This window comes from Amphibacillus sp. MSJ-3, from assembly GCF_018919165.1.
Taxonomy (GTDB): domain Bacteria; phylum Bacillota; class Bacilli; order Bacillales; family Amphibacillaceae; genus Amphibacillus.
In genome coordinates this window covers 1-26,829 of record NZ_JAHLQM010000020.1, presented here as the reverse complement: position 1 = coordinate 26,829, position 26,829 = coordinate 1, and the positions used below count along the sequence as shown (strand labels likewise).

Below are 26,829 nucleotides of genomic sequence, written 5' to 3'. Positions count from 1 at the left end.
AAAAGAAGAGATCCATTGATCACCTCGGTTAAATCTGTTATTAACGCTAGGGCAATACTGAATAAAAGCAAAATCCTCCTTACAAAAGCACCCCATCTTCTCTAATTAATCAAGGTTAGCTTGATCGACTAGGCCCTGTCACCTGTATTACTCATCTAGAAAGACTGGCTACTTCTTCATGAGTTTGTAACTGTGAAAACATGTATCATAATCTAACTTCACTCAGTGGTGTGTCCTGCCCTACTAAGTGTTAGGTGAAGGAATCGAGCTTTTACTGACTCTTGACCATCTCTTAAGATCTGTTGATTTCCTTTAAAAATTGATCTGAAGGGTTAACAATCAGTTAATCTGTAATAAGGTGAATAGTATAGGTTATTTATCTTTAGAATCCAACAAATGAGTAATGGTTTGTTGAAGTTGGTCTGCAATTTGATTATGTTTCAAATTTCGATACTGCTCAGGATAAATAGGATCACCAACGGTTAGGGTAACTTCTGATGGTTGTACTCTATTGTTGTTTTCTTCATACATATGATAAGTTCCATCAATAGCTAGGGGCACAATCGGTACACCCACTCGTGTTGCTAAGCGTAAACTTCCTGATTTAAATGGTTCTAGTGATCGACCTTGTCCTCTTGTACCTTCTGGAAATACTACCATCGATTGGCCGGCTTTTAAACTAGCCATTCCATTATCAATAACTTTAATAGCCGATCTTCGGTTAGAGCGATCAATAAAGACACATTTTAGTTCTGTCATCCACTTATTGATAATAGGAATCTTCTTAATCTCTTCCTTAGCAATGAAACCAACGGGTTTTTCCAAATAACCTAATAGTAATAAAATATCAAATAAACCTTGGTGGTTTGCAACGAAAAGGACTGGTTCATCTGGAATTCGCTCCAATCCCGTTACTGTTACGGTAGATTTCGTTTTTTTAATAACTTTCTTTGAAACCCGTGCAGGGGTCTTAAAGATTTGCTTAGCTTTTTCAGAATAAGGATCATCTGGTAACTTTTTCGCCTGACCTAATTTGGGTAAACTCCCGAGTACTAAAAAGAAAGCATATAGATAAATAAAAAATGTTTTCATAAAAAATCACCTCTTGGTTCAAACTAACAAATCTATTATATATGATTTTAACACTAGATGCGAGGTGTTAAAATCAAGATCATTTTTGATGGTACATTTTACTTTTGCTCTTAAGTAAATAATCATGTTATAATATTTGTCATCACAAAACAATTATCATTCTTGATATTTGTTAACTACTTATAATGAAATTCCCATTACCTATAATCATCAGATCAAGTGACACTTCATTTAGTTATAAACAAAGTTCAACTGGCTACTAGATGAATGAATTAGACCTCCGCTAACACTGTCGTCCACTTTATTGTATCGCTTTTATCCACGAAACAAATGGTTTAAGGCGCTTAGGATATGTGGTCATGGCAACAATGGAGTAAATAACCGTATTAAAAAAGAACAGAGTAAGAATATGTGACCGGTTATTTTACAATCTCCACCTACTTCGGTGGGACAGATAATCTCAGGTCCTAATTACGGTCTTAAAGGTCACGGCCCAAGTTGATCGAGAAAAATAGGTGGGATAAATAGTTATAACAACTTAGACTTTATACTGGAGGAAAACATAATGTTTAACCACACTGCAATTGGTATTGATCTAGGAACAGCAAATATTTTAGTTTATTCTAAACAAAAAGGTGTTGTTTTTAACGAACCATCAGTAGTCGCTATCGATACACGTACAAATGCATTAGTTGCTATTGGGCATGAAGCAAAAGATATGATTGGCAAAACACCAAAGAATATTACCTCTGTTCGTCCGCTTCGTGAAGGAGTAATTGCCGATTACGATATTGCTGCACAAATGCTTAAAGCTATTTTGCGAAAAGCAAGTAAAAAAATGGGTCGCTCTATAAAAAAACCAGTCGTCATTGTTTGTGCACCTTCTGGAAGTACTGCTGTTGAAAGACGAGCAATCGAGAATGCTGTAAAAAGCTTTGGTGTAAAAGAAGTGCACTTAATTGATGAACCAGTTGCCGCTGCTATTGGTGCTGGTTTACCAATCAGTGAACCTATTAGTAATGTGATCGTTGATATTGGTGGAGGAACGAGTGAAGTTGCAATTATTTCTTACGGTGGTATCGTAACTTCTCGCTCTGTTCGTATCGCTGGTGATAAAATGGATGAAGAAATCGTTCACTATATTCGCCAGAAAAGTAACGTTTTAATTGGTTATCAAACTGCCGAACGAATTAAACAGGAGATCGGTTATGCTTTGATTGATCACGAGCCATTATCTATTAAAGTCAGTGGTCGTGACTTAGTGACTGGATTACCAAAAGAAATTACAGTTACATCATTAGAGGTCCAAGATGCGATTAGGGAATCGCTTGAGAGTATTGCTAGTACAATTCATGAAACATTGGAGAACTCACCCCCAGAATTAAGTGGGGACATCGTTGATCAAGGTATTATTTTAGCTGGTGGAGGGGCACTACTTCGTGGAATGGAGGAGTGGTTAAGAGAAGAACTATCCGTTCCTGTTCGTGTTGCTAACGATCCATTAAATGCAATTGCAATTGGAACAGCTGAATCCATTAAACAGTTGAGTAAATTTAAAAAGCTAGGCTAACAATTTAAAGTAAGTCCTCACTGGGTGTTAGATGAACGAATCGGCTTTTCACAGCCTCTTGTTCGACCCCTCACTTATCATTACTTGGATAATTGAGTGGGGGCTTACGGTTACCTAATCTGCAATCAAAGTCGTTAGGGTAAAATAAATCGAGTCATCAAAATAGCAATTGGATGAAAATCCAGCTAAATATTAAAAAGGATTTCAGTAAAGGTTACTGGAATCCTTTTTCTTATCTCGACTCTTTTTCCGCAGTGCAACTGTCAGTAAGACCCCACTTCGAGAATTTGAAGGAAAGTAAGAATTGTAAACGGGAGTTCAACTGACAGTAGCGGCCCGATTGGTTCAAGGGCCTTTAGGGCATCCACTTGTTGGACTACCAATAATGCTACAAAAATATTTGGTGAAAAAACAGGGTTCTGTTGGCAAAAATCTCGTCAACAAAACCCTGTATGATTATGACACAAGCCTTCTTTAGCTAAAAAAGCTCTTATAAATGAACTGTTAGGATTTGTGTTTCTCCCTTGACTACAGGCTTATTCAGCTCTTTATCTAGTGAGGCAATTTCACTTGTAATCACAAGCGGTGTAATCGTCTCTACCTTTTCTCCAACAAAATCAAGATCAACCGTTACAAGCGGATCACCGACACTCACTTTATCCCCTTGCTTAACGTGGGCAGTAAATCCTTCTCCCTCTAAGGTTACAGTATCTAGTCCGATGTGGATTAGATATTCTACTCCAGCTTTTGATTTGATGCCAATTGCGTGCTTTGTTGGGAATAAGTTAACAACCTCACCACTTACAGGGGCTACAAAATGACCATCAGATGGTTTAAAGGCAACACCATCCCCCATCATTTTTTCTGAAAAAGTCGGATCGGGCACTTCTGTTACATCAACAATCTCACCAGTCACTGGTGAAACCACTATTTCTTCATTACTTTTTTCTTCTTTTTTAAACAATTTTTTAAACATTTCTATCTCCTCCTCGTATTTTTCTTTATGATCTTTTTATACCCCTTATTTTGGAATCATAAGCATTTATCAAAAGTGAAGATCTAGCTCCGTCAAACATTTCTTTAGTGCAAATACTTCTTCTTCTGAAAGTGTAATGCCTTTTCCCATCTTTTCATGATTTGGTGCCCAATCTCTTATATCATATTTTGCCCCACGCTCATTCCATGATACAAGATTTAATTCTTTTGTCCACCCCGATTTTGACTCCGATAATACAGCAATCTGTTTGATAATTTCATAATTAATCTTCGCCATTATTATTCCCCCAGTTTTACCAATTAAATTGACCAATTTTTAAGTGAATCAATTGTATATGTTGGCTGTTCTACAATACTTTTTAAATCCTCTTTCTTTGTAACACCCGTGAATACAAGCAACGAATCAATTCCTGCATGAATTCCTGCTAAAATATCAGTCGCATAATTATCACCGACCATTAATGTAGCTTCCTTGCTTGTCCCAATGACTTCTAGCGCTTGCTCAACAATGATCGACTCGGGTTTCCCAATAAATACTGGATTTACACCCGTTGTAACTGAAAGAACAGATATCAATGATCCTGCTCCCGGCAATAGTCCGCGTTCAGTTGGCAAAGCAACATCACCATTTGTCGCTACAAACTTTGCTCCATTTCGAATCGCTAAAGCTCCGATAGTTAACTTTTCATAAGTTATATTGCGATCAAGCCCCATGACGACGTAGTCTATATTTTTATCCGTAACAGTTAAATTTGCCTCTTCTAAAGCATAAGTTAATCCTTCCTCACCAATCGGATAGACCCGTGCATTAGGTTTTTGTTCAGATATGTATGTTGCAGTAGCCATGCTGGTCGTAAAAATATGTTCTTCTTCAGCAGGCACACCCATTCCTCGTAGTTTATCAGCAACATCACGTGGATGTTTTGTGGAATTATTCGTTAAAAAAAGGTAGGGAAGGCCTTTTCTTTTTAAGCTATTAACAAAAGCTACCGCTTCTTCAATCTTCTCAGTCCCATGATACATAGTACCATCTAAATCGATTAGATAACTCTTATATTTCTTCATAATTTAGCCCCCAAATTGAATTTTAAAACTATTTGTTATTTTCTGAATACGTGGTAAGATAGTACATACTAACCTAGAATGATTATAACCTTTTTCTTTGAATAGTGTAAATTGATTTATTAAAAACGATTAAAGTGATATGTTATCTATAGGAATTTTAACATATTCTTTTTAAATTTAATATTAAAGAGAGGTAATTAAAGTAAATGACACGTCAAACACCTAAAGCAGTATTTGTTATTTTCGGAGCAACGGGGGATTTAGCTAACCGAAAGCTCTATCCTTCACTATACCGTTTATATCGAAATAAAAAATTATCAAAACATTTCGCAGTAGTTGGAGTTGCAAGACGTCCTTTGACAAATGAAGACTTTCATAACAATGTTAAAAAATCAATTGAAAACTTCAAAGAGGACCCGATTGATCATGACGAATTTGCCTCCCATTTTTACTATAATCCTTTTGATGCCCAACATATGTCTGAATACCATAAGCTTGATGACTTCATCAACCAGCTTGATCAAAAATACGGGGCAGGTGGAAATCGAATTTTCTACATGGCCATGGCTCCAAACTTTTTTGGGCAAATCGCATCTAATTTAAAATCGCAAGGATTAACTGATAATAGTGGTTTTTCAAGACTTGTTATTGAAAAGCCATTTGGTCATAATGCAGAATCGGCACAAAAGCTCAATGATCAAATTGGTCAGACCTTTTCAGAGGATCAAATCTATCGAATTGATCATTATCTAGGTAAAGAGATGGTGCAAAATATTGAAATTGTCCGGTTCGCGAATGCTTTATTTGAACCATTATGGAATAACCAATATATTGCCAATGTACAAATTACATCTAGTGAGGTGCTCGGTGTAGAAGAACGCGGTCGATATTATGATGCATCAGGTGCCCTTCGTGACATGGTGCAAAACCATATGCTCCAAATGGTATCATTAGTTGCGATGGAACCACCAGCAAAATTGCACCCAGATGAGGTGCGGTATGAGAAAGTAAAAGTTCTACGTAGTCTACGACAGTTAACACCAGAAAGTGTAAATGATTACTTTGTTCGTGGTCAGTATGATAAAGGGGAAATCGATGGTCTAGCCGTCAATCGCTATCGTGATAGTAATGGTGTTGAGCAAGACTCTAATACTGAGACCTTTGTCGCTGGTAAATTTATGATTGATAATTTCCGTTGGGCAGGTGTTCCATTTTACATTCGAACAGGTAAGCGAATGGCAAAGAAATCAACTGAAATTGTCATTCAATTTAAGGATTTGCCAATTAATTTATACAAAGATAAAGGTGACACGATTGATCCTAATTTGTTAGTTATTCGTGTCCAACCCGATGAAGGAATCACACTACATTTAAATGCGAAAAAGACAGACTATGATATATCGAGTACACCTATTTCTATGCATTATAATAAAGCAGATGAGGGCGTGGAAAGTCCAGAGGCATATGAAGCTTTGCTAAACGACTGTCTAAATGGTGACTCGACTCGCTTTGTTCACTCAGATGAGGTTGCATTATCGTGGAAGTTCATCGATACAATCACTGAAGTTTGGTCAAAGGAAACAGCTGATTTTCCAAACTATGTTTCTGGAACAAATGGGCCAAAGGCCGCTGATGAACTATTAATAAAAGATGGTTTTCATTGGTGGGACGTTAATTAATGATAGAGCTTCAGTTTACTCAAAAGCTGAAGCCCTCTTTTTTATCATTTGAACACTTATGACAGTCAGATGCATTTTGAGATAAGTTACCTACTTTCTCAATAGAAACATCTTTTTTCCAAATATAAAAGTATTCCATTAAAAAACTCAATCAAAACAAAAAACACGATCCCTTTTTGAATCGTGTTTTTTCGTTATTTTATTATTCCATCCATTCAGTATGGAATATACCTTCTTTATCAATTCTCTGATAGGTATGTGCGCCGAAGTAATCGCGTTGTGCTTGAAGTAAATTAGCTGGTAAGGTTGCCGTACGATAGCTATCGAAGTAAGCTAATGCACTTGCAAATCCAGGTACTGGAATCCCCCGTTCCATAGCAATTGACAATACTTTACGTAATGAGCTTTGATATGTTTCAACAATTTCTTTAAAGTATTCATCAAGCATCAAGTTAGCTAGGTCCGGATCGCGATCATAAGCATCTTTAATTTTTTGTAAAAACTGAGCTCTAATAATACAACCACCACGGAAAATCATTGCAATCTCACCATAGTCTAGATTCCACTTATTTTCTATTGAAGCTGCACGCATTTGAGCAAATCCTTGGGCATAAGAAGTGATTTTACTCATATAGAGTGCTTGACGAATCGCTTCAATTAGCTCTTCTTTATCGCCTTCATAAGGAGTTTCCTGTGCAGATGGTCCTCGCAGAACCTGGCTTGCTTTAACCCGCTCATCTTTCATTGCTGAAATAAAGCGAGCAAAGACAGATTCTGTGACAACAGGTAGTGGCACACCAAGATCTAATGCACTTTGGCTTGTCCATTTTCCTGTTCCCTTTTGTCCAGCAGTATCAAGAATAACATCAACTAATGGCTGACCTGTTTCATCATCTATTTTGGTGAAAATATCAGCGGTAATTTCAATTAAATAGCTATCTAATTCACCTTTGTTCCACTCGGCAAATACATGATGAAGTTCATCGGCAGACAAGCCAAGAATATGTTTTAACATAAAATAAGCTTCGCTAATTAATTGCATATCACCATATTCAATTCCATTATGAACCATTTTCACATAATGACCTGCACCATTTGGTCCAATATAGGTGACACATGGATCACCATCCACTTTCGCTGAAATTGCTTCAAAAATAGGTGCAACCTGTTGATAGGCCTCTTCTTGTCCACCTGGCATAATCGAAGGCCCCCTCAATGCACCTTCTTCACCACCAGAGACACCTGTTCCAATAAAGTGGATACCTGATTGATCCAATTCTTTATTACGTCGAATCGTATCTTGATAAAAAGTGTTTCCACCATCAATTAAGATATCACCATCATCTAGAAGTGGTTTTAATGATTCAATAGTCGCATCTGTAGCTGGACCAGCCTTGACCATTAACATGATTTTACGTGGCTTTTCTAAGGAATCAACAAATTCCTCAATTGTTTTAGCTCCAAAAAAGTTTTTTCCTTTTGCCTCATTTTTGATAAAATCCTCAGTTTTTTGATAAGTCCGGTTAAAAACAGAGACAGAATAACCTCTACTTTCAACATTTAAAGCTAAGTTTTTCCCCATTACTGCCAAGCCAATAACACCAAACTCTTGTTTCGTCATACGATTTATCTCCTTTCACTATGTAATCATTATTTTACCATACGTAGAGAAACCTTGATAAGCAACTTCCCCCGCGATTATTCCACTCTCTCTATATATAAACTATAACAGATTAGCCGACGATGCAATTGATTTTTTAATCATTTCATTTATCTTCAAGTAAAAAACTTTACCTAGATAAAATAAATCTTCAGTCAGTAGGGACTTACAGTCAGTTAATCTATAATAAATTTCTTAATTGCGACTGCTACTCCATGGGCATCATTAGATGTTGTTACCCAATCAGCTATATTTTTGACACGATCTTGAGCATTTCCCATCGCAATACCTAAGCCCGCAGCTTGAATCATTTTAAAATCATTCATACTATCTCCGATTGCCATCACTTGGTCGAAACTAAACCCTAACCTATCTAATAAAAACTGGATAGCATTTGCTTTGTGTACACCTTTTGGGTTTAGCTCCATATTTGTTAAGCTTGAGTTACTTAGCTCAACCCTATCCATTAGAGCAAATTCTTGCTTCATTTTTTCTCTATCAGCATCATCGATTACGTTAAAGCCAATTTTCAACCATTCTTGTTCTAAAACATGGTCTGGATATTCATTTCGGAAAATATGGTCATGTGAAACCAACCACATATTAGATTGATATTGTTGATAAACAGTCATGATCTTTTCCACTGTCTCTCGATCGAGGGCCTGGCTTTTTAATAGTTCTCCTGATCTTGTCCATATTTCCCCACCATTTAGCGTAACCATGTATTCTACTCCCAATTTTTCGGCAATCTCTATACTGGTTCTGCGACTACGTCCAGTTGCAATGATAACCTCTACCCCTTTTTCTTGAGCCTGTTTCACCGCTTCAATCGTTTCTTCAGCAATCGAATCACCATTAAACTCAACAACTGTACCATCCAAGTCCAAAGCAAGCAGTTTAATCTCTTTCACCATGTTATTCCCCTCCTCACTACTTAAATGATAGCATGACTAAGGGGGAAGGTGAAATGAAAGAGTTTTTTATTTTTTTAACATTGCTTGTAACTCTCTAACTTTACGAGAAGATACAGGACAGACATGTCCGTTTGTTAAAATTACTATTCTATTTTTTAAATTTACCTCTTTTATATAATCAAGATTAATTAGAAAACTTTTATGGCAGCGGTAGAAACGTCGATCAATCTGTTCATAAGTACTTAGACTCCCATAAAACTCATAAACTCCATTCCGCTCATGTAAAATAATCTTGTGATCTTGGGAAGCTGTTTCAAAGGAGTAAATATCATCGTAAAGGATATTTTTAATCCGTTCACCAATCTTCACTTGTACATATGATAAATGAGTATTAATCCCAATTTTTTGATAGGTTTCAAAAGCTACTTTTAGTGTATCTTGAATTTCTAAAGCAAGCTTATCATAGCCTGCATCTTTAACAATAAAATCAAGTGCCGCTAATTTATATTTAAAAGTAAGCTTTAGTTTATCAGCATGCATGGATATAAAGATGATCTGGGCCAATGGATCATGTCGCCTAATTATACGTGCTAACTCCATACCATTCAGTGTTGAACTTAGTTCAATGTCAAGAAAGTAACAATCGGCGCGTTGGTCTTTTAAATAATCTAGGACAGTATCAGGATCGGAAGTACTTAGAACAATTTCAATACTTGGTTCATGAAACATTGCATATTCAGTAATCGTAGCTTGTAAAAATTCCCGGTGCTCTGTTTCATCTTCACAAATAATTATATTCATGAAAAAGCTCCTTTCCGTTCCTCTTATTATAATTCACTTAGGGGGATATATTTATTTTCTTTAAATTGTGGGCTGGTCGATTTATTTGGATAAATATCAATTTCTTGAATAAAAAAATCCCTCTCGATTCGAGTATTCATCGTTACATTTGGATAATTTGTCAAGGTCTGCCGTACCGTTTTCAAGCCAAGCCCTTGATGGTTATCCTTTGTTGTATAATGCAATTCAAAAATCCGATTAATATCAAATGATTCTGGCTCCACCCGATTTTCTATTACGATAAGAACAGAACTAGCCTGTTTCTTAATAATCGCTATGTTAAGTTCACCTTTATCTAATCTAGCACTTGCCTCAATCGCATTATCAACTAATATACCAATTATCCGAGTGAGATCAATAATATCCATAGCAATGGTTTCAATTGGATCAGGAACCTCCATGTTTATCATGATACCTAATTCCTCGGCCAAGAGAATTTTATTGGCAAATAATCCTTTCAATTCAATGAGTTCAAGTTTTTCTAATTGTGTGAATTGGTAATTACTCTTTAATGCTCGCTCTTCAACCTTGACAATCCGCTCACTAAAATATGATTTTAAGCCTTGAAAGTCATTATGATCAATGTAACCTTGCATCGTTAACAAAATATTTTGATAATCATGACGAAACTTTTGCATATCCTTATTGACGCGTTCTAAAGACTCCATGTATTCATGTAATTGTTTATGTTCGGTAGCCTTTTGCCTTAATCTATTTTCTCGCTTTACATTTCTCAACAGCACCATCGACAAAATGAACATTAAGACAAAATAAACAGCTTCTATAATTAAATTAAACATAGCTAATGTGTATAAATTTTGGCTGACTGAAATAAAAAGGTTGATATACAAAACCCCAACAGTTAAACAGGCGGTTGTTATGATAATCAATTGGCTAACAAGCGGAATAAAAAATGTATGCCATACCTTTTCTATAAAAAGTTGATAGAGGCAAATGAAAATGGCAAAAAACAATAGAAAAAGGATCATATTAATTGATAGAGTCAATTTATCCAGTTTAACAAAAAATGAAAATAAAAGAACCTGCGATAAATTATCGGCAATAATCCCAGCAATTGCAACCATAGGAACATCTAAAAAGATACGGCTACTTCTCGTAAAAAGATAAAACACAAAAAGTGTCGAAGTGAAGAAATATAATAGACCAAGCCAAACTGTTGTAAAAAATATATAACAAGAGATGGCCGGAAGAATAATGCCAAGAAAATTAAGTATTACTATCTTCGTTGTGGGTCGGATATTAAGAATCAAAAAAAGAGCAAAATAAAATGCCAACAGTTGGAGAATAAAGATAGAAAGTGAATAAATCATGTTATTAACCTACCTTGATGTTGATATTTATTATACTATAACGACGGAAAGCATTCGAGGAAAAAAAAGAATTGTAAGTGGGAGATCAACTGACAGTAGCAGCCCTATAGGTTCAAGTGCCTTTAGGTCATCCCCTTATGGTAGTAACAAATGTCTTCGATGGGACGAGTAAACGCAGTCCCATCTGGATAGGAGAAAGCAGACTAAACCCACCAGGTCCCGTAGTAATGTCTGCATGACTTAGGTCCTATAGCCCCAACTCCCACTGATTAAAGTTTCATTTTATTAGTCTAATTTTCCGCATACAGGAATAATCAAGTGAAATAAAAATTACAACTAAGTTTAGTAATTTCGCAGAATCGTTTTATGAATTATTCAATTAAAATTCGGTTAACGACCGGATGCATTGAAACAACAAGATACACTTGATCCCGCTCAATTGCTTTCGTTTGAATTGGCTGTACAATATCTGATGGACTATAAAAATAAGGTAAATTAAAATCCATCTCAGAATTCGGGCTTAACCGAAATCCATCCGTCACCCCATACTCCAATTCAGGATTGGCAACAAAGTAAAGCAAATCATTAATCTGCAGGACAAGATCAGTCCCGTATAAATTATAATGTAAAAAGTTAATCCCGCTATGCTCCATCGGATCCTCTGTTTTATTCGTGTTTTTAACTGTAATATTCAAATCATAAACCATTTCTGGATAAAGGGGATCACCCTTTTCAAATAACGGAGCATCTTCATCATCGATATAATTGTACTTTTTTAGAAAATCTTCATAAGGTAAAATTTCCGCTTGATTAACAGTTACACTATATCCATTCATATTTTCAAAATTATCGAGAAAAACGTTATCTCCTATTGCTACCTCTTCTCCGATCGTATAATTATTAACTGGTGGTAAGTCAACCGCTTGATTTACATGCCAAATTCGCAATCCAAGACAGATAAGTAAAACAATACTTAAAGTTGAAAATATGATCTTTTTCATGCCCGATTGACCTCCTTCGTTGTTTTAACAAGAGCACCTTCTTCTAAATAATAAATCTCATCCGCTAATTCATCGAGAATATCTGCATCGTGACAAGTGATAATCACAACTGCTCCACGTTCTTTCTCATGACGAACAATTTCTTTAACCAACTCTACACCACTCGTATCCAACGAGTTTGTCGGTTCATCTAAAATAACAATGTCTGGCTGTTCCATGATCGCCCCAGCAATACCAAGACGCTGCTTCATACCCAGTGAATATTTTTTATACTTTTTCTTAGCACTTTCCTCGTTTAATCCAACAAATTTTAATGTTTGGTTAATTTGTTCATCATCAATTTGATCACGAATAGACGCAAGCATTTTCAAATTTTGAAAACCTGAATAACTATTGAGGAAAGCTGGATTTTCTAGTAGAATACCAACGCTCTCCGGGAAAGTAATCTCTTTTCCTAGCAATTTATCATCAATTTTTATCGTTCCGTTGGTTGGTAATATTAAACCTGTAATCAATCGCATTAACATCGTCTTCCCTGAACCATTGATCCCACGCAATCCTGTCACCCGACCAGATGAAAGCGTCATTGAAATATCATCAATTACGGTGATTCCTCTAATCTTTTTCGAAACATTTTTAAGTTCAATTATCGTCATATCGGTCCCTCGTTTCCAGATTATTCTTTATTCTTCATCTAAAATATCATAACGTTTAAAGTAAAAGCTCCCGATCAGAAAAGCTAAGGTGATAATAAGCGCACTTAGCATCACTCCAGTAGTCGCTTGAAGTCCATTTTCAATGACATACTCACTTCTTATGGGCATAGCATAGTTTCCTATTAAAAAAGGATTTAGAAAATAAGCAGAAGTAAGCAAAATAACAGTCATCATTCCAAAGCTATACAGTGGCTTAATAAATAGCCCTAGCGTCATTTGTACTAGATTAAGTACAATTGAAATAAATATTGGCATCAAAAGAATGACAGATGCGAGATAAGATGGAAATGTATCAAACGGGCTCCCTGCATCTAGTAAATCATTAACAAACATCGGCGTAATCTCTAATGATATTGGTTCATTTACAGCTAGACAAAAAATGATGATCGTTAAGAAGATAAAGATATGACAGACAAGCACATAAGAGATATTCCAAATACTTTTAGATAACCACCATGCCAGCCGACCTTTTGTTCGAACGAGTACATTTAATCCTAAAGATGACAGATCACGATAAGGATAGTAGAGCGTACTGTACAAAATAAACAAATGAATCAATAGCCACTTGATTGGAAATATAAATTCTTCTGTAATCGATGGCGTATACTCCTTAATACCAGCAAAAACAGAAAACAAATAATCTATCCAAGTCCCAGATGGTGTCACAGAATCAACCATATACACAATATTTTTTCGTAAATAGAAGTCAAGACAGAAAGCAAGGGTCATTAAAATAATGATAATCAGTTTTAGTCCACCGACTTGAAAACCATTTTTAAAATCATACTTTAATAGTTTAAAAAATTTCACGTTTACCACCTAACCCCATCGTTAATCCAAATGTTAAGATAAAGAACAATAATCCTTGCCCAAGTACGATCCAGACATTAACAGGATTCTCGATAATTGTTGAATGTAAATAGTTAAGCGGTGAGATTTCATAGTAATACTTATAAGCTAAAAATGTTCGACTGTAATGCAATACCAAAATCAGAAAAAAGGGAACCAAAATAACAGCAATTCGATTTTTTACAAAAAGAGAAATTGTTAAACTCATCGTTGCAAATAACCCTGCAAAAATAAAATCAAGTACAAAATATAGAATGACAAACCAAACTGGATTGGTATAGTAATACTGTGACCAAAGTGAACCATGATAGACACTATGATACATTGGGTACATTATTGATGGTGTAACAGCAGGTATGAAACATGCTACCACGACAAAATTAATCAAGAGTGGGATTAGAATAACAAGCCCACCTGCGATGAAAGTTGCAATATACTTGGCTAAAAAATATTCTGTTTTACTGCTTCGCGTGACTACCGTCTTCACGTATCCTGATTTATTTTCAATAAAATAAGACCAACCATAAGGAAGTGCAGCGATAAGTGGCATTAAAGTAAAAAATAAGGTGAAACCGAGAGTGGTGGCCTCTCCACCTATCCAATGGTTAAATAACGATAAAGCCTGTATCATTTGATTGCCACCCATTCTGCTAAGACCCTTCACAGAGTAAAAATATAAATCAATCATATACCAAGCACTGAATAAGGCAAAAAGTAAAGCAATAATCAACGTTGTTATAAAAAACTTGTTTTTAATTGCTTTTGTTAATTCAACTTTTAACAACTGCTTAAATGTACTAGTCACCCATAATCACTTCCCCATTCTCTGTTAATTGAAAATACAATTGGTTTTCTATGTGGCCGCTATAACCAATGATGTAATAGAGTGGCTCTACGTTCAATTGATCTGCTGGAACCAGCCAACCAACTGTCACCTCAACTTCTTCACCTTGAGCTAATAAAAATTGATAATAACCTTTGGGATCATCTTCTATTGGTGTATGACCACCAAAGTAACTCGCTTCAATAGTAAACGGACCATTTGGATCTTCAATACCCTCTTTAAATCCTATTAAGTATTCAAAAAAATAGCAATGGTGTATCGCGGTCAGAATCCGCTTCTGTGTTATACTCAAAATCTGTTTTCAAGGCATAATCTGTATAATCAATATTTTTTATCGTGACATCAACAGTTACGAGCTTATAGTGTTCATCAATAGAACCATCCTCACCTATGTAATGATAGCCAAGTAAATCAAAGTCTATCTTCTTCAAATCTACTTCATTACTATTCTCTGATATCTGAACAGCGTTGAGTGTATAGTCAAAACCGTCCCAAGATCATTTGTAAAAGAAATCGTTTCGCCAATAAAATACAGCACATCTTCAGCGTTCTCCGCTTCATGGTCTTCTACTGGTTATTCAGGAATCTTCGCTTCATTCGGATACATTTATCCATCCTCATTATTCAACTGATTTCTAATCGAATCTTCAAACTCTCGATATGAACAAGCTGTTAACAGACTGAATATTAAACACAGAAAAGGTACACCTTTTATTCGTTTTAAATTCACAGAAATAGCCCCTTTCTCAATCAATCACGATACACAATTTCTCCTTCATACATAATGTGGAAATATTGTTGATCTTCAGCACGACCTTCAGATCCATTTAAATAATACAATGGCTCCTCATTTAATTGATCTATCGGGACAATCCATCCAACTATAGCATCGACCTCTTCACCATGATCTAATAAAAACTGCCGATAATCTTTCCCTAGGTTTTGATCAAATGGAGCATGATGACTAAAGTAAGCTAACTCTATAGTAAAAGGACCATTTGGATCTTCAAGGTCATTTTTAAAACCGATTAAACCTTCGATAAATAAATTCGGTTTATCACGTTCAAGATCAGGATTAGTCCTCAATTCATAGTCGGTATAGTTTACATTTTTAATTGTAACATCAACAGTTACTAGCTGATGATTACCATTAATAGAGCCATCGTCGTTTACTAAAGGATAACCAAGTGAATTAAATTCCGCTTTATCCAAGCCTACTTCATTGATATTTTTTGAAATGTGAACATCATTAAGCGTATACTCAACCCCGCCTCTTGCGATTGTATCGCCAATGAAAAACAGACCATCATCTTCTTCGTCTTCAGCAGGTTGTTCAGGTACAACGGCTTCATTCACATGCGTATCTTCATCATTATTCAGCTCCTGTTTAAGTGAGTCTTCAAATTCTCGATATGAACAGGCTGTAAACAGACTGAATATTAAACACAGAAAAGGTACACCTTTTATTCGTTTTAAATTCACAGAAATAGCCCCTTTCTCAATCAATCACGATACACAATTTCTCCTTCAGATATAATGTAGAAATATTGTTGATCTTCAGCACGACCTTCAGATCCATTTAAATAATACAATGACTCCTCATTTAATTGATCTATCGGGACAATCCATCCAACTATAGCATCGACCTCTTCACCATGATCTAATAAAAACTGATAATAATCGTTCCACTGATCCTGTTCAATTGGGGGATGCTCACTAAAATAGGAAGTTTCAATTATAAAGGGACCATTTGGATCTTCAAGATCGTCTTTAAAACCTATATATGATTCTATAAATAAATTCGGTTTATCACGTTCAAGATCGGGATTAGTCCTCAATTCATAGTCAGTATAGTTTATATTTTTGACTGTAACATCAACTGTGACTAATTTATAACCACTCTCTATATCACCATTATCTTCAATTTGATCTTGCCAAAAAAAGTCTACTTTATCTAAGCCTACTTCATTGATATTTTTTGAAATGCGAACATCATTAAGCGTATACTCAACCCCGCCTCTTGCGATTGTATCACCAATGAAAAACAGACCATCATCTTCTTCGTCTTCAGCTGGTTGTTCAGGTACAATGGCTTCATTCACATGCACATCTTCATCATTATTCAGCTCCTGTTTAAGTGAGTCTTCAAACTCTCGATATGAACAAGCTGTTAACAGACTGAATATTAAACACAGGTAAATGACTATACTTTTTTTATTTAAATTCATTATTCACTTCTCCCGTCGCTTTTTTTATATGTATAGAAAGAAGCAGAGTGAAGTAAACTCTACTTCTTTCTTAAAAACAGATAAGAAATTAGTTTAATCTTGGATATGTGCCAACACTGTCAGGACTCCATTTTCCTTTAACTGTTCCTGTCCCCCCATGGCGGTCAAATCTTAGTCTTGCACTACGTCCACCATTTTCATAGACTAATTGTCTAACTAGCCATTGACCGCGACCAGCTGTTTGGCGTCCACCGATCGTTTCATTCTTCCAAACATTTGTACCTGAACCTGAAGTCGGGCGAAAGCCTTGAACTTGTAAATTAATATAAGCTGAAGGAAGCTGTTCAATATTCACATACGTTGATGTTGTATTTTTCTTTGCGCGGCCTTTTGTCGTTCCACGATTGTTTGATGCTTCGATATAGAATTGAAAAGGTTCGTCCCCATGATTTGACGCGAACACTTCATTTGGTACGATTGTGAGAATCATGATGCCTAAAAAGAAAAGTGTTGTAATTTTCTTCAACATTTTAAATTCTCCTCACTTTAATTTTTTACTCATGAGTAATTGGCGGTTAACCTGCCTATACTCTACCATAAATTCCAATAAAAAGGGCAAAATTATCGCAAACGCTTGCATTTTGATCGTGAACGTATTTTTTAACCAATTCAGCTATTTTCTTAAACTTAAATATATAGTAAAGTACAATATATTCATTAAATTTAGCCCTTAAATAGATCAAAGAGTTTATTGATTGACCTTGTATTCCTTTGGCGCAATTTAATCACTTGTAAGATCCCACTTCAATCATACAAAGGAAATGCTTAGGTGATAGATAGGAATGGCCCTGATTATTAAGAAGGCATCACTTTATGAAGGACTACTTTATTAAACTAAAATAATATGTCCCTATTGTCGCTTGGGCTAAATTTTTAAGCTTTATCTTAAGAGAAATAGGCGATTAAATGTTGGGTAAATATCTATCACCACTCACTAAATGAAACTGTGGCCTTAAATAAGATAAACCCTTTATTTTTAAAGTCTGTTACACTATAATCGCCTGTCATTCTATAATCACTTATCATAATTCAGGCTAATTATCTTATTGACCTTTACGAAAATTACTGTTAGGATTTTTATAATAACTAAATAGTCGCAATGATTATTATGGATAACACTATAATAGGAGCAACTTCTGGAGAGCTCGCTTAGGCGACACCGAAGGATTCATAATCTCAGGTAACAGGACAGAAGACAACAAAATGATGATAGCCATCATTGTTGTCACTGAGATTGGGGATAAGCTCCAATCTTTTTTTAGTTTTTAAAATATTTATTCAATGGGGTGACGAAGATGCAAAAACGTGCAGTTGTAACGGTAGTTGGGAAAGATAAAGTTGGCATTATAGCTCGTGTAACAAGTGTATTAGCTGAATTTAATATGAACATCCATGATATTAGTCAAACGATTTTACAGGATTACTTTACAATGATGATGATTGTTGATATTGCTGAACAAAATCATTTGGAACAATTATTAAAAGCATTTGAAACGATTGAAGATGAAATGAATTTGAGCATCAGTATTCAGCTTGAGGATGTTTTTCAAGCGATGCACCGAATTTAAGGGGGAATTAAGATGGCAATCGCTCACAGTGAAATTCAAGAGACGATTCGAATGGTGGAGTTAGAAAGTCTCGATATTCGAACGGTTACGATGGGAATTAGCTTACGTAATTGTGCGGACAGTGACTTTGAAATAGTAAAAAAGAAAGTTTATCAAAAGATAACTGACTACGCTGGTAAACTTAAACCAGTTGCTGAGCAGGTTGAAAAGGAATACGGGATTCCAATTATTAACAAGCGGATTTCTATTACACCAATCGCAGAAATATTAGGCGATGCCACCGTTGAACAAGCCATTGAATTGGCCCATGTTCTTGACAAGGCGGCTCACCAGACAGGTGTTGACTTTATCGGTGGTTATTCAGCACTGGTTCACAAAGGGATGACTAATAGTGACCTAACCCTGTTAAATGCAATTCCACAAGCATTGGCAACGACAGAGCGTGTTTGCAGTTCCGTTTCAATCGGCTCAACCCGGGCGGGAATCAACATGGACGCAGTAAGAAAACTAGGTGAAGTCATCAAAGAAACCGCTGAATTAACAAAGGATAATCAAAGTATTGGTTGTGCAAAATTTGTTGCTTTCTGTAATCCAGTTGAGGACAATCCTTTTATGGCCGGTGCATTCCATGGAAGTGGTGAAGGCGAAGCAGTTTTAAGTGTTGGTGTTAGCGGACCGGGTGTCGTTCTCAATGCTTTAAAACGATACCCTAATGCGGATTTAGGTGAAGTAGCTGATGTCATTAAAAAGACTGCTTTTAAAATTACTAGAGCTGGTGAATTATTAGGACGTGTCGTGGCAGAACGCCTTAATGTTCCTTTTGGGATCATGGATTTATCTTTAGCACCAACGAATGCAATGAATGATAGTGTCGCAGAAATTCTTGAAGAGATTGGTCTTGAAAGCGTTGGGACGCATGGTACGATTGCTGCCCTCGCTCTAATGAATGACGCAGTAAAAAAAGGTGGCGCAATGGCAAGTTCTTATGTTGGGGGCTTGAGTGGTGCATTCATTCCTGTTAGTGAAGACAATGGAATGATCCGTGGAATTGAAGATGGTTCATTAACATTGGACAAACTTGAGGCGATGACTTGTGTTTGCTCCGTCGGCCTCGATATGATCGCTTTATCAGGAGATGCGGAGCCTGAAACACTAGCGGGGATCATCGCTGATGAGGCCGCGATCGGTATGATTAACAAAAAAACAACAGCTGTTCGAATCATTCCAGTGATCGGAAAGGAAGAAGGGGAAATTGTTGAGTTCGGTGGGCTACTCGGTCGAGCACCCATCATTGGGGTCAAACCATTTAGTTCAGAGAAAATGATTAAACGAGGTGGTCGTATTCCTGCTCCTCTCCAATCGTTAATTAACTAAATTTGAAAATCAAAGTTTCAATCAAAGTATCTGTTAATTGAGTGAATCAGGACATTTCCAATCGTTATTTGACATCTAAACCAAATAAGTTCCTTTTGGCTTTGACCTGGAAGTTTTGCGGATGGTTATCTATGATGAAACCTAAAGATCATTACAAATCAATGGATAAACTGGACTAACCTGATGTTTTTTTATAATCCTAACCTTTAAAAAATAAGAAAGTCCAAGCAAAAAAAGTACCCTGTCATTAAAACAATACAACAGGGTGCTTTTCTTTCTAAATTTCAGATCTTTCATAGCTTCCTTCATCAGTAAAATCGGATTTGTTTATTATTTGAGGTAGAAGTTTCACTTGCATACATGAGGCAAGCGGTTGCAGTCAGTTAATCTTAATCATCTTTCCACTAAGCTTAATTAAAAAATGAAATATTAAAGAAATGCCATATCTAAGTTCATCTTTTCTCATTTTGCTTGTCAATGTTTGTAACTTTTTTATTATAAGTTCGTCTACTATTTAAAGATTAACGAAAGGTGAACTCTATGAAACGACTTATTCAGCTTATCTACATAATTTCATTGACAATCAGTTTAATTAGCTGCAGTAACCAAGCGGATAGAGCACCAGACATTACCGGATATGTTGTCGAAAAATCAGAACAGAATATACTGGTTTCAAGCGTAATACCTGAAGATTTAAGTGGAAACGGTGGTGTGTCTGAGTTCTATCAAATGATTTGGTTCTCCAATGCTCCAAAGGAATTAAACTATGGTGATAAAGTTGATATTTGGCATAAGGAACTGCATGAATCCTACCCAGCAAGATCAACAATTGAACATTACACTATTTGTGAATCAGATTCACCTGAAGGTGCTAAAATGACCGAATCTGAAGTATTAGAACAGGTTCTATCACAAAAAGATATCCAACCAAGCGAGCTATACGCTGTTCGATCAACATACTTCAATAAAAATAAACAGACATGGATAATTACCTTAGTTGAAATATGGACGGAAGAAGTTGTGACGATTGAGTATTCTGAAACCGATCACCTTCAAAGTAATTCCTCAAATTATATGAATCTTACATCCAGTTAATAGGGTGAATAACAATTTAACGGATTTTATTCTATATATTTGGATAAATTGAAGATTGTTCATAAATTGTTCACTACTTCACTTGCAGAAGTCTGCTATAGTGAATACAGAGCTGTGGGTATATACTCGGAGGTAATAATGAAAAAAAATCGTTGGCTTATAGCATTGTCCGCTATTGCCATCCACCTTTCAATTGGATCTGTCTATGCATATAGCGTATTGAAAAATCCAATCGCAGATTTAATTGGATGGAGCGACAAAACAGTTACAGTAGCATTTACTCTTGCAATCGCTTTATTAGGTACGTCTGCTGCCCTATTCGGAAGTTCGGTAGAGAAATGGGGACCAAGAAAATCCGCAACAATTGCGGCTATTCTGTTCGGCTCTGGGCAACTGATCACTGGGCTATCTTTAGCAACAGAATCATTAATATTATTTTATTTGGGTTATGGAATTATTGGTGGAATGGGACTTGGACTTGGCTATATTTCACCAGTATCAACACTTGTAAAATGGTTTCCAGATCGCCGTGGACTCGCTACAGGAATGGCAGTCATGGGATTTGGGGCTGGGTCCTTAATTGCAGCACCTGTCATAACTCGATTAATTGAGGCGGTTGGATTATCCAATACGTTTTTTATTTTGGCAGCAATTTATTTTACTCTCATGTTGAGTGGTGCTCTTTATATTGTAAGACCACCTGAAAATTGGGTACCATCTACAAAGTCAACAAAGAATACAACAACTAAAACAGAAAAAATCCAAACAAGCTTACAGCAATTAACCGCCAAAGAGGCAATTCGTACGAATCGTTTTTGGTTACTATGGATTATGATGTTTATTAACATTTCCAACGGAATTATGTTAATTTCAGCCGCTTCTCCATTTGCCCAATCTAAAGTTGGAATGAGTGTTACTGCTGCAGCAACAATGGTTGGAATAATGGGATTATTTAATGGCGGTGGCCGAATTGGCTGGTCAGCTTTTTCTGATTATTTAGGACGTAGTAACGTATTCCTGATGTTTTTTGGTGTTCAATTTGTCCTAATGTTAACACTTCCTAATGTGACGAATGCGTTGTTACTAGAAATATTTATTTTTATTATTATTTCTATGTATGGAGGAAGTTTCGCCCTACTCCCTGCCTTTATAAGTGATTTATTTGGAACACTTCAACTCGGTGCTATTCATGGATTACTGTTAACATCGTGGTCATGCGCCGGAATCTTCGGACCTTTGCTCGTTGCTTTTATTAACGATACCACAGGAAGCTATAATGCTGCTTTTTACATCTTTGCTGGGTTACTAGCGTTTGCATTTATCGTTTCCATCTTAATGAAACTAAGCATCCGGTCCTTTACTAGAACGACACAGAAAAAAGCTAGTTAATTAAATATTATTTATTATAACTCCACAGCAAAATCACCCAAGTACAAATTGTACTTGGGTGATTTATTCTAAAATGAACCTCCACTAAGTGGGAGGATTTCTTCCCTCACAACTGGATGATAGATGAACGAACAGGGTTTCTCCCTGACTGCTAATCCCCGTTTGTCATCCATAGGTCCCCCATGTATGATTAAAGGATTTGCTTAATCCTCTAATTAATCAAAACAGTTAGGTTAAGTTAATTCAAATAATCCAGCCGATAGTTCATAATAACGTCCTTTTTGTTCGATTAATTGATCATGATCACCACGTTCAATAATTTCACCATGTTCAAGAACCATAATAGCTTTAGCTGATCGGACTGTAGATAAACGGTGGGCGATAATAAATGATGTTTTCCCTTCCATCAGACGATCCATACCTTTTTGAATTAACTTCTCAGTTCGTGTATCAATTGATGATGTTGCCTCATCTAAAATAAGAATTGGTGTTTCCGCAATTGCAGCCCTTGCTATAGCTAAAAGCTGACGCTGACCTTGCGAAAGATTTGAAGCATCTGAGGTTAAGACTGTTTGATAGCCATTTTCTAAATGTCTAATAAACTTATCGGCATTTGCTAATTTTGCAGCAGCAATAACCTCTTCATCCGTTGCATCCAGCCGACCATAACGAATATTCTCCATCACCGTTCCGGTAAATAAATGTGTATCTTGTAATACCATCGCTAATGATCGACGTAAATCAGGTTTCTTAATTTTATTAATTTCAATTCCATCTATACTAATTTTACCCGAAGGGACATCATAAAATCGATTGATTAAATTAGTAATCGTCGTTTTTCCTGCACCTGTCGAACCTACAAATGCTATTTTTTGACCTGGTTTTGCATACAACGATACCCCTTTGAGGACTGTCTTATTCTTTTCATAACCGAAAGTTACATCGCTGAATACAACATTCCCTCTAACACGGGTATATTTAATAGAGCCATCTGCATTTTCTTCTTTCCACGCAAACTCGCCAGTCCGATAATCAACTTCAGTCATTTGGTTATCCTGGTCAAGTTCAACAGGAACCATCGTCACCTGTCCTTCATCTAATTCAGGTTTTTCATCAATTACATTAAAAATACGTTCAGCACCTGCAAGCGAGGTTAAAACAGCATTCATTTGTTGTGAAATTTGATTAATCGGTTGCGACAATGTTCTTGTAAACTGTAAGAATGCGATAACTGTTCCGATTGATAGAGTACCATTGATTGCAAATAATCCGCCAACCATTGCTGTAATCGCGTACAGCACATAGGATAAGTTAACCATGATTGGCATTAGGATGTTAGCAAATATATTAGCACTTGTCGCACTATTACGTAATGCTTCATTTAACACTTCAAATTCTTCAATGACTCTTTCTTGACGGGAAAAGACTTTAATAACCTTTTGTCCTTCGATCATCTCTTCAATAAAACCATTAACCCGACCAATTTCTTGTTGTTGTCTCATAAAGAAGTTGGCACTTTTCCCACCAATCACACGAATTGATAGTAACATTAACGACATCATAAGCACGACAATAATCGTTAATTGCCAACTGTAAATAATCATCATCGTGAATACACCAACAACTGTAATCAACGAGTTAATGAAACCTGTAATACTGTTTGATAAAACCTGTCTTAACGTATCAATATCATTCGTATACAAGCTCATTAAATTACCGTGGGTATTTGTATCATAATATTTGATTGGTAGTGATTCCATCTTCGTAAATAAGTCAACCCGAATTTTATATAAGGTTCGGGTTGATACTCCAACCATTAAGCGATTAAACAGATAAGTAGAGCCAACCCCTACCAAATATACAATTGAAATTCCACCAATGACGAGAATAAATTCTCTCATTAATTCACTATTATTATTTTGAGTCAAAGGTTGTAGATAGTTATCAATAATGATTTGCAATGCAGATATTCCAACAATATTAGCTACTGCACTAACAATAATCGAAATAAAGACAATCAATAAAATCCACTTATCTTCTCTCATGTAATAAGCAATTCTCTTCATCGTCTGACCAATATTAGTCGGTTTCCCCATTCCTTTTGGGCCACCACGCATTGGTCCACCTTCAGCTTTAGGTTGTCTACTCATCTTCATTCACTCCCTTGCTTTGTGAATCATAAATTTCTCGGTAAATATCATTTGTTTTCAGTAAATTATCATGTGTATCGAAGCCATTAATTGTCCCATTGTCAATGACGATAATCTTATCTGCATCTGATACTGAGCTAACCCGTTGGGCAATAATTAATGTAGTAACAGCTTTAAATTGTTCTTTAAATTCTGTTCGAATAGCTGCATCAGTTGCTGTATCAACTGCACTTGTTGAATCATCCAAAATAACAATTTTCGGTTTTTTAAGCAATGCTCTAGCAATTGTTAAACGTTGCTTTTGTCCACCAGAAACATTGACACCACCTTGACCTAAATCCGTATCGTAACCATTTGGGAATGAGCTAATAAAGTCATGTGCTTGAGCAGACTTTGCTGCGGCAATTACCTCTTCATCACTTGCGTTTTCATTCCCCCACTTCAAGTTCTCTTTTATCGTGCCACTAAACAAAACATTGTTTTGTAAGACCATTGCCACTTGATCACGTAAAGTTTTTAATGGATAATCCTTGACATTATGACCACCAACAATAACTTCACCATCTAAGACATCATATAATCTTGGAATTAATTGAACAAATGTTGATTTAGAAGAACCCGTCCCCCCTATAATCCCAATCGTTTGTCCAGATTCAATCCTTAAATCAATGTCTCTGAGCACCAAGTTGTTCGGATCACGATTATAACTAAAGTTTACTTGTTTGAATTCGATACTACCGTCTTTTAAGTCTAGATTTGGCTGTGCATCTTGATCATCTAACATGGGAACTTCTTCTAAGCCTTCAATGATACGTGAAAAAGATGCTCGAGAAATAATTAGCATAATGAAAATCATCGACAACATCATTAAAGATATAAGTACTTGCATCATATACATAATAAAACTTGATAGTTCACCAATATTAAATTGACCACCAATCACCATGTTGCCACCAAACCACAAGATCGCAACAATACTTGTGTAGACAACAAACTGCATAATTGGCATATTTAGAATAACTAGTTTCTCTGCTCTCAGTTGTGCATCACTCACACTTTTAGCACTATTAATAAATTTTTCTTCTTCATAGTCCTCTCTAACAAAAGCTTTTACCACACGAATATTGACAATAAAATCTTGAATTTTTTCATTTAACAAATCATATTTCTCCAACATATCAAGAAATCTCGGGTGGGCTCGGCTTCCAATTAAATAAAGCGAAAGGGCTAATATTGGCATCGTAATTAAAAAGATCATTGATAATCGTGGATTAATTGATATTGCCATGATTGAGGCTCCGATTAACATAATTGGTGCCCTAACAGCCATTCGAAGAAGCATCATCAAAGCATTCTGTGTATTTGTAATATCAGTTGTTAAACGTGTAACTAAAGAGGCTGTTGTAAATTTATCTACATTGGCAAAGGAATAGGTCTGAATTTTACTAAATAATCCAGCTCGTAAATTTTTCGCGAAACCCATCCCTGCAATCGCAGAATATTTCCCACTTAATCCGCCAAAAATAAGTGCTAAAACAGCTAATCCGATCATTAGCAATCCTATTTTAATTGTATAAGGCATTCCACCTTCACCTTGAATCCCATAGTCAACAATGCGTGCCATTAGTAATGGTATCATTAGTTCCAGGATTACTTCTAACATCACCATAACTGGTGTTAAAATTGCTTCTTTTTTGTATTCACCTAAAAATGGCATGAGTTTTTTTACCATCTTCTCTACCTCCTGTCTCCTATTACATAACTTATTTCATCGGGGTTCATTGTTCAAATTAGCTAATAATTTCTTCAAATATTCTAACATCATTTTTTGTTCGCTTTTATCTATATTATAAAAAAGCTTTTGATCAATAACATGATTATGATCTTTAAACTGATCCAGAATAGACAAACTGTGATCGGTCAAGTAAATATTCTTATTGCGTCCGTCTACCTGACTTTTCTTTCGTTCGACAAATCCCTTTTCCTCCAAACGATTAAGTAAACCCGTAACTGTTGGATTCGACAATCTAAAATGTTGTTCAATATCTTTTTGGTTAACTTCTTTATTATGCCATCTTGCTCCACCTAGAAAAAGTAAAATATCACCTTGTGACGAGGTTAAATTTTGACTTTCAAAGTAGATATTTTTTTCCCGTTCTAGTGCAAAATGGACAAGTCTAATATAAAAGATAATATCCTTTGACACCAATTTCCCCTCCGATACATAGCATGCTATCTATTATCACTATTATTATATTGAATGTCAACAAATTTAACTCGCTAGAAATAAATCAAAACCACCAGTGTGAACTGGTGGTTTGCTCTGCGGCTGAAAGCCTATGTTACCGGCCTCGGCCTAAAAGGCCCACTGAATGGGTTTCCCTTTTGCACCACACTTACTCACTGAT

The 26,829-nt window shown here is 35.9% G+C and carries 27 protein-coding genes and 1 riboswitch; of the genes, 6 read left to right on the top strand and 21 right to left on the bottom strand.

Annotated elements, in window-relative coordinates:
* Positions 1-372: 372 nt before the first annotated feature.
* The gene (locus KQI76_RS07565) at positions 373-1,092 is read right to left on the bottom strand and encodes a lysophospholipid acyltransferase family protein (RefSeq protein ID WP_216399723.1); all 720 of its coding nucleotides are present in this window, start codon (positions 1,090-1,092) and stop codon (positions 373-375) included.
* Between the two features lie 565 nt (positions 1,093-1,657).
* Here KQI76_RS07565 and mreBH point away from each other — a divergent pair.
* Positions 1,658-2,662: a rod-share determining protein MreBH gene (mreBH, locus tag KQI76_RS07560; RefSeq protein WP_216399722.1), complete on the top strand. Its 1,005-nt coding sequence runs from the start codon at positions 1,658-1,660 to the stop codon at positions 2,660-2,662.
* A 490-nt stretch (positions 2,663-3,152) separates the two neighbouring features.
* On the opposite strand, the gene KQI76_RS07555 is transcribed toward mreBH, so the two are convergent.
* From KQI76_RS07555 to KQI76_RS07545, 3 genes are all read right to left on the bottom strand, one after another.
* Positions 3,153-3,638 carry a PTS sugar transporter subunit IIA gene (locus tag KQI76_RS07555; RefSeq protein WP_216399721.1) on the bottom strand — a complete coding sequence of 162 codons (486 nt, stop codon included), beginning with the start codon at positions 3,636-3,638 and terminating at the stop codon, positions 3,153-3,155.
* A 69-nt stretch (positions 3,639-3,707) separates the two neighbouring features.
* Entirely contained in the window at positions 3,708-3,935 is a 228-nt protein-coding gene (locus KQI76_RS07550) for a YdbC family protein (protein ID WP_216399720.1), read from the bottom strand.
* 23 nt (positions 3,936-3,958) lie between these two features.
* A complete protein-coding gene (locus KQI76_RS07545) occupies positions 3,959-4,723 on the bottom strand; it encodes a TIGR01457 family HAD-type hydrolase (RefSeq protein WP_216399719.1) in 765 nt (254 codons plus the stop codon).
* Positions 4,724-4,929: 206 nt separating this feature from the next.
* On the opposite strand from KQI76_RS07545, the gene zwf reads away from it, so the two are divergent.
* The gene (zwf, locus tag KQI76_RS07540; protein WP_216399718.1) at positions 4,930-6,402 is read left to right on the top strand and encodes a glucose-6-phosphate dehydrogenase; all 1,473 of its coding nucleotides are present in this window, start codon (positions 4,930-4,932) and stop codon (positions 6,400-6,402) included.
* A gap of 202 nt (positions 6,403-6,604) precedes the next feature.
* Here the strand turns inward: zwf and gndA are convergent, their stop codons facing one another.
* From gndA to KQI76_RS07475, 14 genes are all read right to left on the bottom strand, one after another.
* Positions 6,605-8,023 (bottom strand): NADP-dependent phosphogluconate dehydrogenase, encoded by a 1,419-nt coding sequence (gndA, locus tag KQI76_RS07535; RefSeq protein WP_216399717.1) that lies wholly within the window; start codon positions 8,021-8,023, stop codon positions 6,605-6,607.
* A gap of 215 nt (positions 8,024-8,238) precedes the next feature.
* A complete protein-coding gene (locus tag KQI76_RS07530) occupies positions 8,239-8,976 on the bottom strand; it encodes an HAD family hydrolase (protein WP_216399716.1) in 738 nt (245 codons plus the stop codon).
* A gap of 66 nt (positions 8,977-9,042) precedes the next feature.
* Positions 9,043-9,777, bottom strand: a complete 735-nt coding sequence (locus KQI76_RS07525) for a LytR/AlgR family response regulator transcription factor (RefSeq protein WP_216399715.1) — start codon at positions 9,775-9,777, stop codon at positions 9,043-9,045.
* A 26-nt stretch (positions 9,778-9,803) separates the two neighbouring features.
* Positions 9,804-10,949, bottom strand: a complete 1,146-nt coding sequence (locus KQI76_RS12065; RefSeq protein WP_216399714.1) for a sensor histidine kinase — start codon at positions 10,947-10,949, stop codon at positions 9,804-9,806.
* A 569-nt stretch (positions 10,950-11,518) separates the two neighbouring features.
* Entirely contained in the window at positions 11,519-12,148 is a 630-nt protein-coding gene (locus KQI76_RS07515) for a DUF5028 domain-containing protein (protein WP_216399713.1), read from the bottom strand.
* Positions 12,145-12,804, bottom strand: a complete 660-nt coding sequence (locus KQI76_RS07510) for an ATP-binding cassette domain-containing protein (protein WP_216399712.1) — start codon at positions 12,802-12,804, stop codon at positions 12,145-12,147. Before KQI76_RS07510 ends, KQI76_RS07515 begins: the two co-directional genes overlap by 4 nt.
* Before the next feature lie 27 nt (positions 12,805-12,831).
* On the bottom strand, positions 12,832-13,674 hold the full coding sequence (locus KQI76_RS07505; RefSeq protein WP_216399711.1) for a hypothetical protein: 843 nt from the start codon (positions 13,672-13,674) through the stop codon (positions 12,832-12,834).
* Positions 13,661-14,518 carry a hypothetical protein gene (locus KQI76_RS07500; RefSeq protein WP_216399710.1) on the bottom strand — a complete coding sequence of 286 codons (858 nt, stop codon included), beginning with the start codon at positions 14,516-14,518 and terminating at the stop codon, positions 13,661-13,663. The genes KQI76_RS07505 and KQI76_RS07500 overlap by 14 nt, the downstream gene beginning before the upstream one ends.
* A complete protein-coding gene (locus KQI76_RS07495; RefSeq protein ID WP_216399709.1) occupies positions 14,511-14,849 on the bottom strand; it encodes a DUF5027 family lipoprotein in 339 nt (112 codons plus the stop codon). The genes KQI76_RS07500 and KQI76_RS07495 overlap by 8 nt, the downstream gene beginning before the upstream one ends.
* Positions 14,794-14,988 (bottom strand): hypothetical protein, encoded by a 195-nt coding sequence (locus KQI76_RS07490; RefSeq protein WP_216399708.1) that lies wholly within the window; start codon positions 14,986-14,988, stop codon positions 14,794-14,796. The genes KQI76_RS07495 and KQI76_RS07490 overlap by 56 nt, the downstream gene beginning before the upstream one ends.
* A 176-nt stretch (positions 14,989-15,164) precedes the next feature.
* Positions 15,165-15,287, bottom strand: a complete 123-nt coding sequence (locus KQI76_RS11895) for a hypothetical protein (protein WP_256442990.1) — start codon at positions 15,285-15,287, stop codon at positions 15,165-15,167.
* A gap of 20 nt (positions 15,288-15,307) precedes the next feature.
* The gene (locus KQI76_RS07485) at positions 15,308-16,039 is read right to left on the bottom strand and encodes a DUF5027 family lipoprotein (protein ID WP_216399707.1); all 732 of its coding nucleotides are present in this window, start codon (positions 16,037-16,039) and stop codon (positions 15,308-15,310) included.
* A gap of 20 nt (positions 16,040-16,059) precedes the next feature.
* Complete coding sequence (locus KQI76_RS07480; protein ID WP_216399706.1) at positions 16,060-16,785, bottom strand: DUF5027 family lipoprotein; 726 nt, start codon at positions 16,783-16,785, stop codon at positions 16,060-16,062.
* Positions 16,786-16,873: 88 nt separating this feature from the next.
* Entirely contained in the window at positions 16,874-17,314 is a 441-nt protein-coding gene (locus tag KQI76_RS07475) for a hypothetical protein (RefSeq protein ID WP_216399705.1), read from the bottom strand.
* A gap of 657 nt (positions 17,315-17,971) precedes the next feature.
* Positions 17,972-18,047, top strand: a riboswitch (glycine riboswitch).
* 93 nt (positions 18,048-18,140) lie between these two features.
* Between KQI76_RS07475 and KQI76_RS07470 the strand changes: the two genes are divergently transcribed.
* The 4 genes from KQI76_RS07470 (at position 18,141) to KQI76_RS07455 (ending at position 22,271) form a co-directional block, all read left to right on the top strand.
* The gene (locus KQI76_RS07470; RefSeq protein ID WP_216399704.1) at positions 18,141-18,413 is read left to right on the top strand and encodes an ACT domain-containing protein; all 273 of its coding nucleotides are present in this window, start codon (positions 18,141-18,143) and stop codon (positions 18,411-18,413) included.
* A gap of 12 nt (positions 18,414-18,425) precedes the next feature.
* Positions 18,426-19,787 (top strand): PFL family protein, encoded by a 1,362-nt coding sequence (locus KQI76_RS07465; protein ID WP_216399703.1) that lies wholly within the window; start codon positions 18,426-18,428, stop codon positions 19,785-19,787.
* Between the two features lie 540 nt (positions 19,788-20,327).
* Complete coding sequence (locus KQI76_RS07460; protein WP_216399702.1) at positions 20,328-20,882, top strand: DUF3221 domain-containing protein; 555 nt, start codon at positions 20,328-20,330, stop codon at positions 20,880-20,882.
* 138 nt (positions 20,883-21,020) lie between these two features.
* Positions 21,021-22,271 carry an L-lactate MFS transporter gene (locus KQI76_RS07455; RefSeq protein WP_216399701.1) on the top strand — a complete coding sequence of 417 codons (1,251 nt, stop codon included), beginning with the start codon at positions 21,021-21,023 and terminating at the stop codon, positions 22,269-22,271.
* 233 nt (positions 22,272-22,504) lie between these two features.
* Here KQI76_RS07455 and KQI76_RS07450 read toward each other — a convergent pair whose 3' ends face one another.
* From KQI76_RS07450 to KQI76_RS07440, 3 genes are read right to left on the bottom strand one after another with little or no spacing between them, the layout of a single operon-like run.
* Positions 22,505-24,421, bottom strand: a complete 1,917-nt coding sequence (locus tag KQI76_RS07450; protein WP_216399700.1) for an ABC transporter ATP-binding protein — start codon at positions 24,419-24,421, stop codon at positions 22,505-22,507.
* Positions 24,414-26,153 (bottom strand): ABC transporter ATP-binding protein, encoded by a 1,740-nt coding sequence (locus KQI76_RS07445; RefSeq protein WP_216399699.1) that lies wholly within the window; start codon positions 26,151-26,153, stop codon positions 24,414-24,416. The genes KQI76_RS07450 and KQI76_RS07445 overlap by 8 nt, the downstream gene beginning before the upstream one ends.
* 36 nt (positions 26,154-26,189) lie before the next feature.
* Positions 26,190-26,627 carry a MarR family winged helix-turn-helix transcriptional regulator gene (locus tag KQI76_RS07440; RefSeq protein WP_216399698.1) on the bottom strand — a complete coding sequence of 146 codons (438 nt, stop codon included), beginning with the start codon at positions 26,625-26,627 and terminating at the stop codon, positions 26,190-26,192.
* Between the last annotated feature and the right edge of the window lie 202 nt (positions 26,628-26,829).

Coding starts and splice junctions, on each gene's coding strand:
- KQI76_RS07550 (WP_216399720.1), bottom strand. CDS start 3,935: ATGGCGAAGATTAATTATGAAATTATCAAACAGATTGCTGTATTATCG.
- KQI76_RS07450 (WP_216399700.1), bottom strand. CDS start 24,421: ATGAGTAGACAACCTAAAGCTGAAGGTGGACCAATGCGTGGTGGCCCA.
- KQI76_RS07465 (WP_216399703.1), top strand. CDS start 18,426: ATGGCAATCGCTCACAGTGAAATTCAAGAGACGATTCGAATGGTGGAG.
- KQI76_RS07530 (WP_216399716.1), bottom strand. CDS start 8,976: ATGGTGAAAGAGATTAAACTGCTTGCTTTGGACTTGGATGGTACAGTT.
- KQI76_RS07475 (WP_216399705.1), bottom strand. CDS start 17,314: ATGTTGAAGAAAATTACAACACTTTTCTTTTTAGGCATCATGATTCTC.
- KQI76_RS07545 (WP_216399719.1), bottom strand. CDS start 4,723: ATGAAGAAATATAAGAGTTATCTAATCGATTTAGATGGTACTATGTAT.
- KQI76_RS07445 (WP_216399699.1), bottom strand. CDS start 26,153: ATGGTAAAAAAACTCATGCCATTTTTAGGTGAATACAAAAAAGAAGCA.
- KQI76_RS07525 (WP_216399715.1), bottom strand. CDS start 9,777: ATGAATATAATTATTTGTGAAGATGAAACAGAGCACCGGGAATTTTTA.
- zwf (WP_216399718.1), top strand. CDS start 4,930: ATGACACGTCAAACACCTAAAGCAGTATTTGTTATTTTCGGAGCAACG.
- KQI76_RS07460 (WP_216399702.1), top strand. CDS start 20,328: ATGAAACGACTTATTCAGCTTATCTACATAATTTCATTGACAATCAGT.
- KQI76_RS07480 (WP_216399706.1), bottom strand. CDS start 16,785: ATGAATTTAAATAAAAAAAGTATAGTCATTTACCTGTGTTTAATATTC.
- mreBH (WP_216399722.1), top strand. CDS start 1,658: ATGTTTAACCACACTGCAATTGGTATTGATCTAGGAACAGCAAATATT.
- KQI76_RS07555 (WP_216399721.1), bottom strand. CDS start 3,638: ATGTTTAAAAAATTGTTTAAAAAAGAAGAAAAAAGTAATGAAGAAATA.
- KQI76_RS07455 (WP_216399701.1), top strand. CDS start 21,021: ATGAAAAAAAATCGTTGGCTTATAGCATTGTCCGCTATTGCCATCCAC.
- gndA (WP_216399717.1), bottom strand. CDS start 8,023: ATGACGAAACAAGAGTTTGGTGTTATTGGCTTGGCAGTAATGGGGAAA.
- KQI76_RS07515 (WP_216399713.1), bottom strand. CDS start 12,148: ATGAAAAAGATCATATTTTCAACTTTAAGTATTGTTTTACTTATCTGT.
- KQI76_RS07510 (WP_216399712.1), bottom strand. CDS start 12,804: ATGACGATAATTGAACTTAAAAATGTTTCGAAAAAGATTAGAGGAATC.
- KQI76_RS07565 (WP_216399723.1), bottom strand. CDS start 1,092: ATGAAAACATTTTTTATTTATCTATATGCTTTCTTTTTAGTACTCGGG.
- KQI76_RS07470 (WP_216399704.1), top strand. CDS start 18,141: ATGCAAAAACGTGCAGTTGTAACGGTAGTTGGGAAAGATAAAGTTGGC.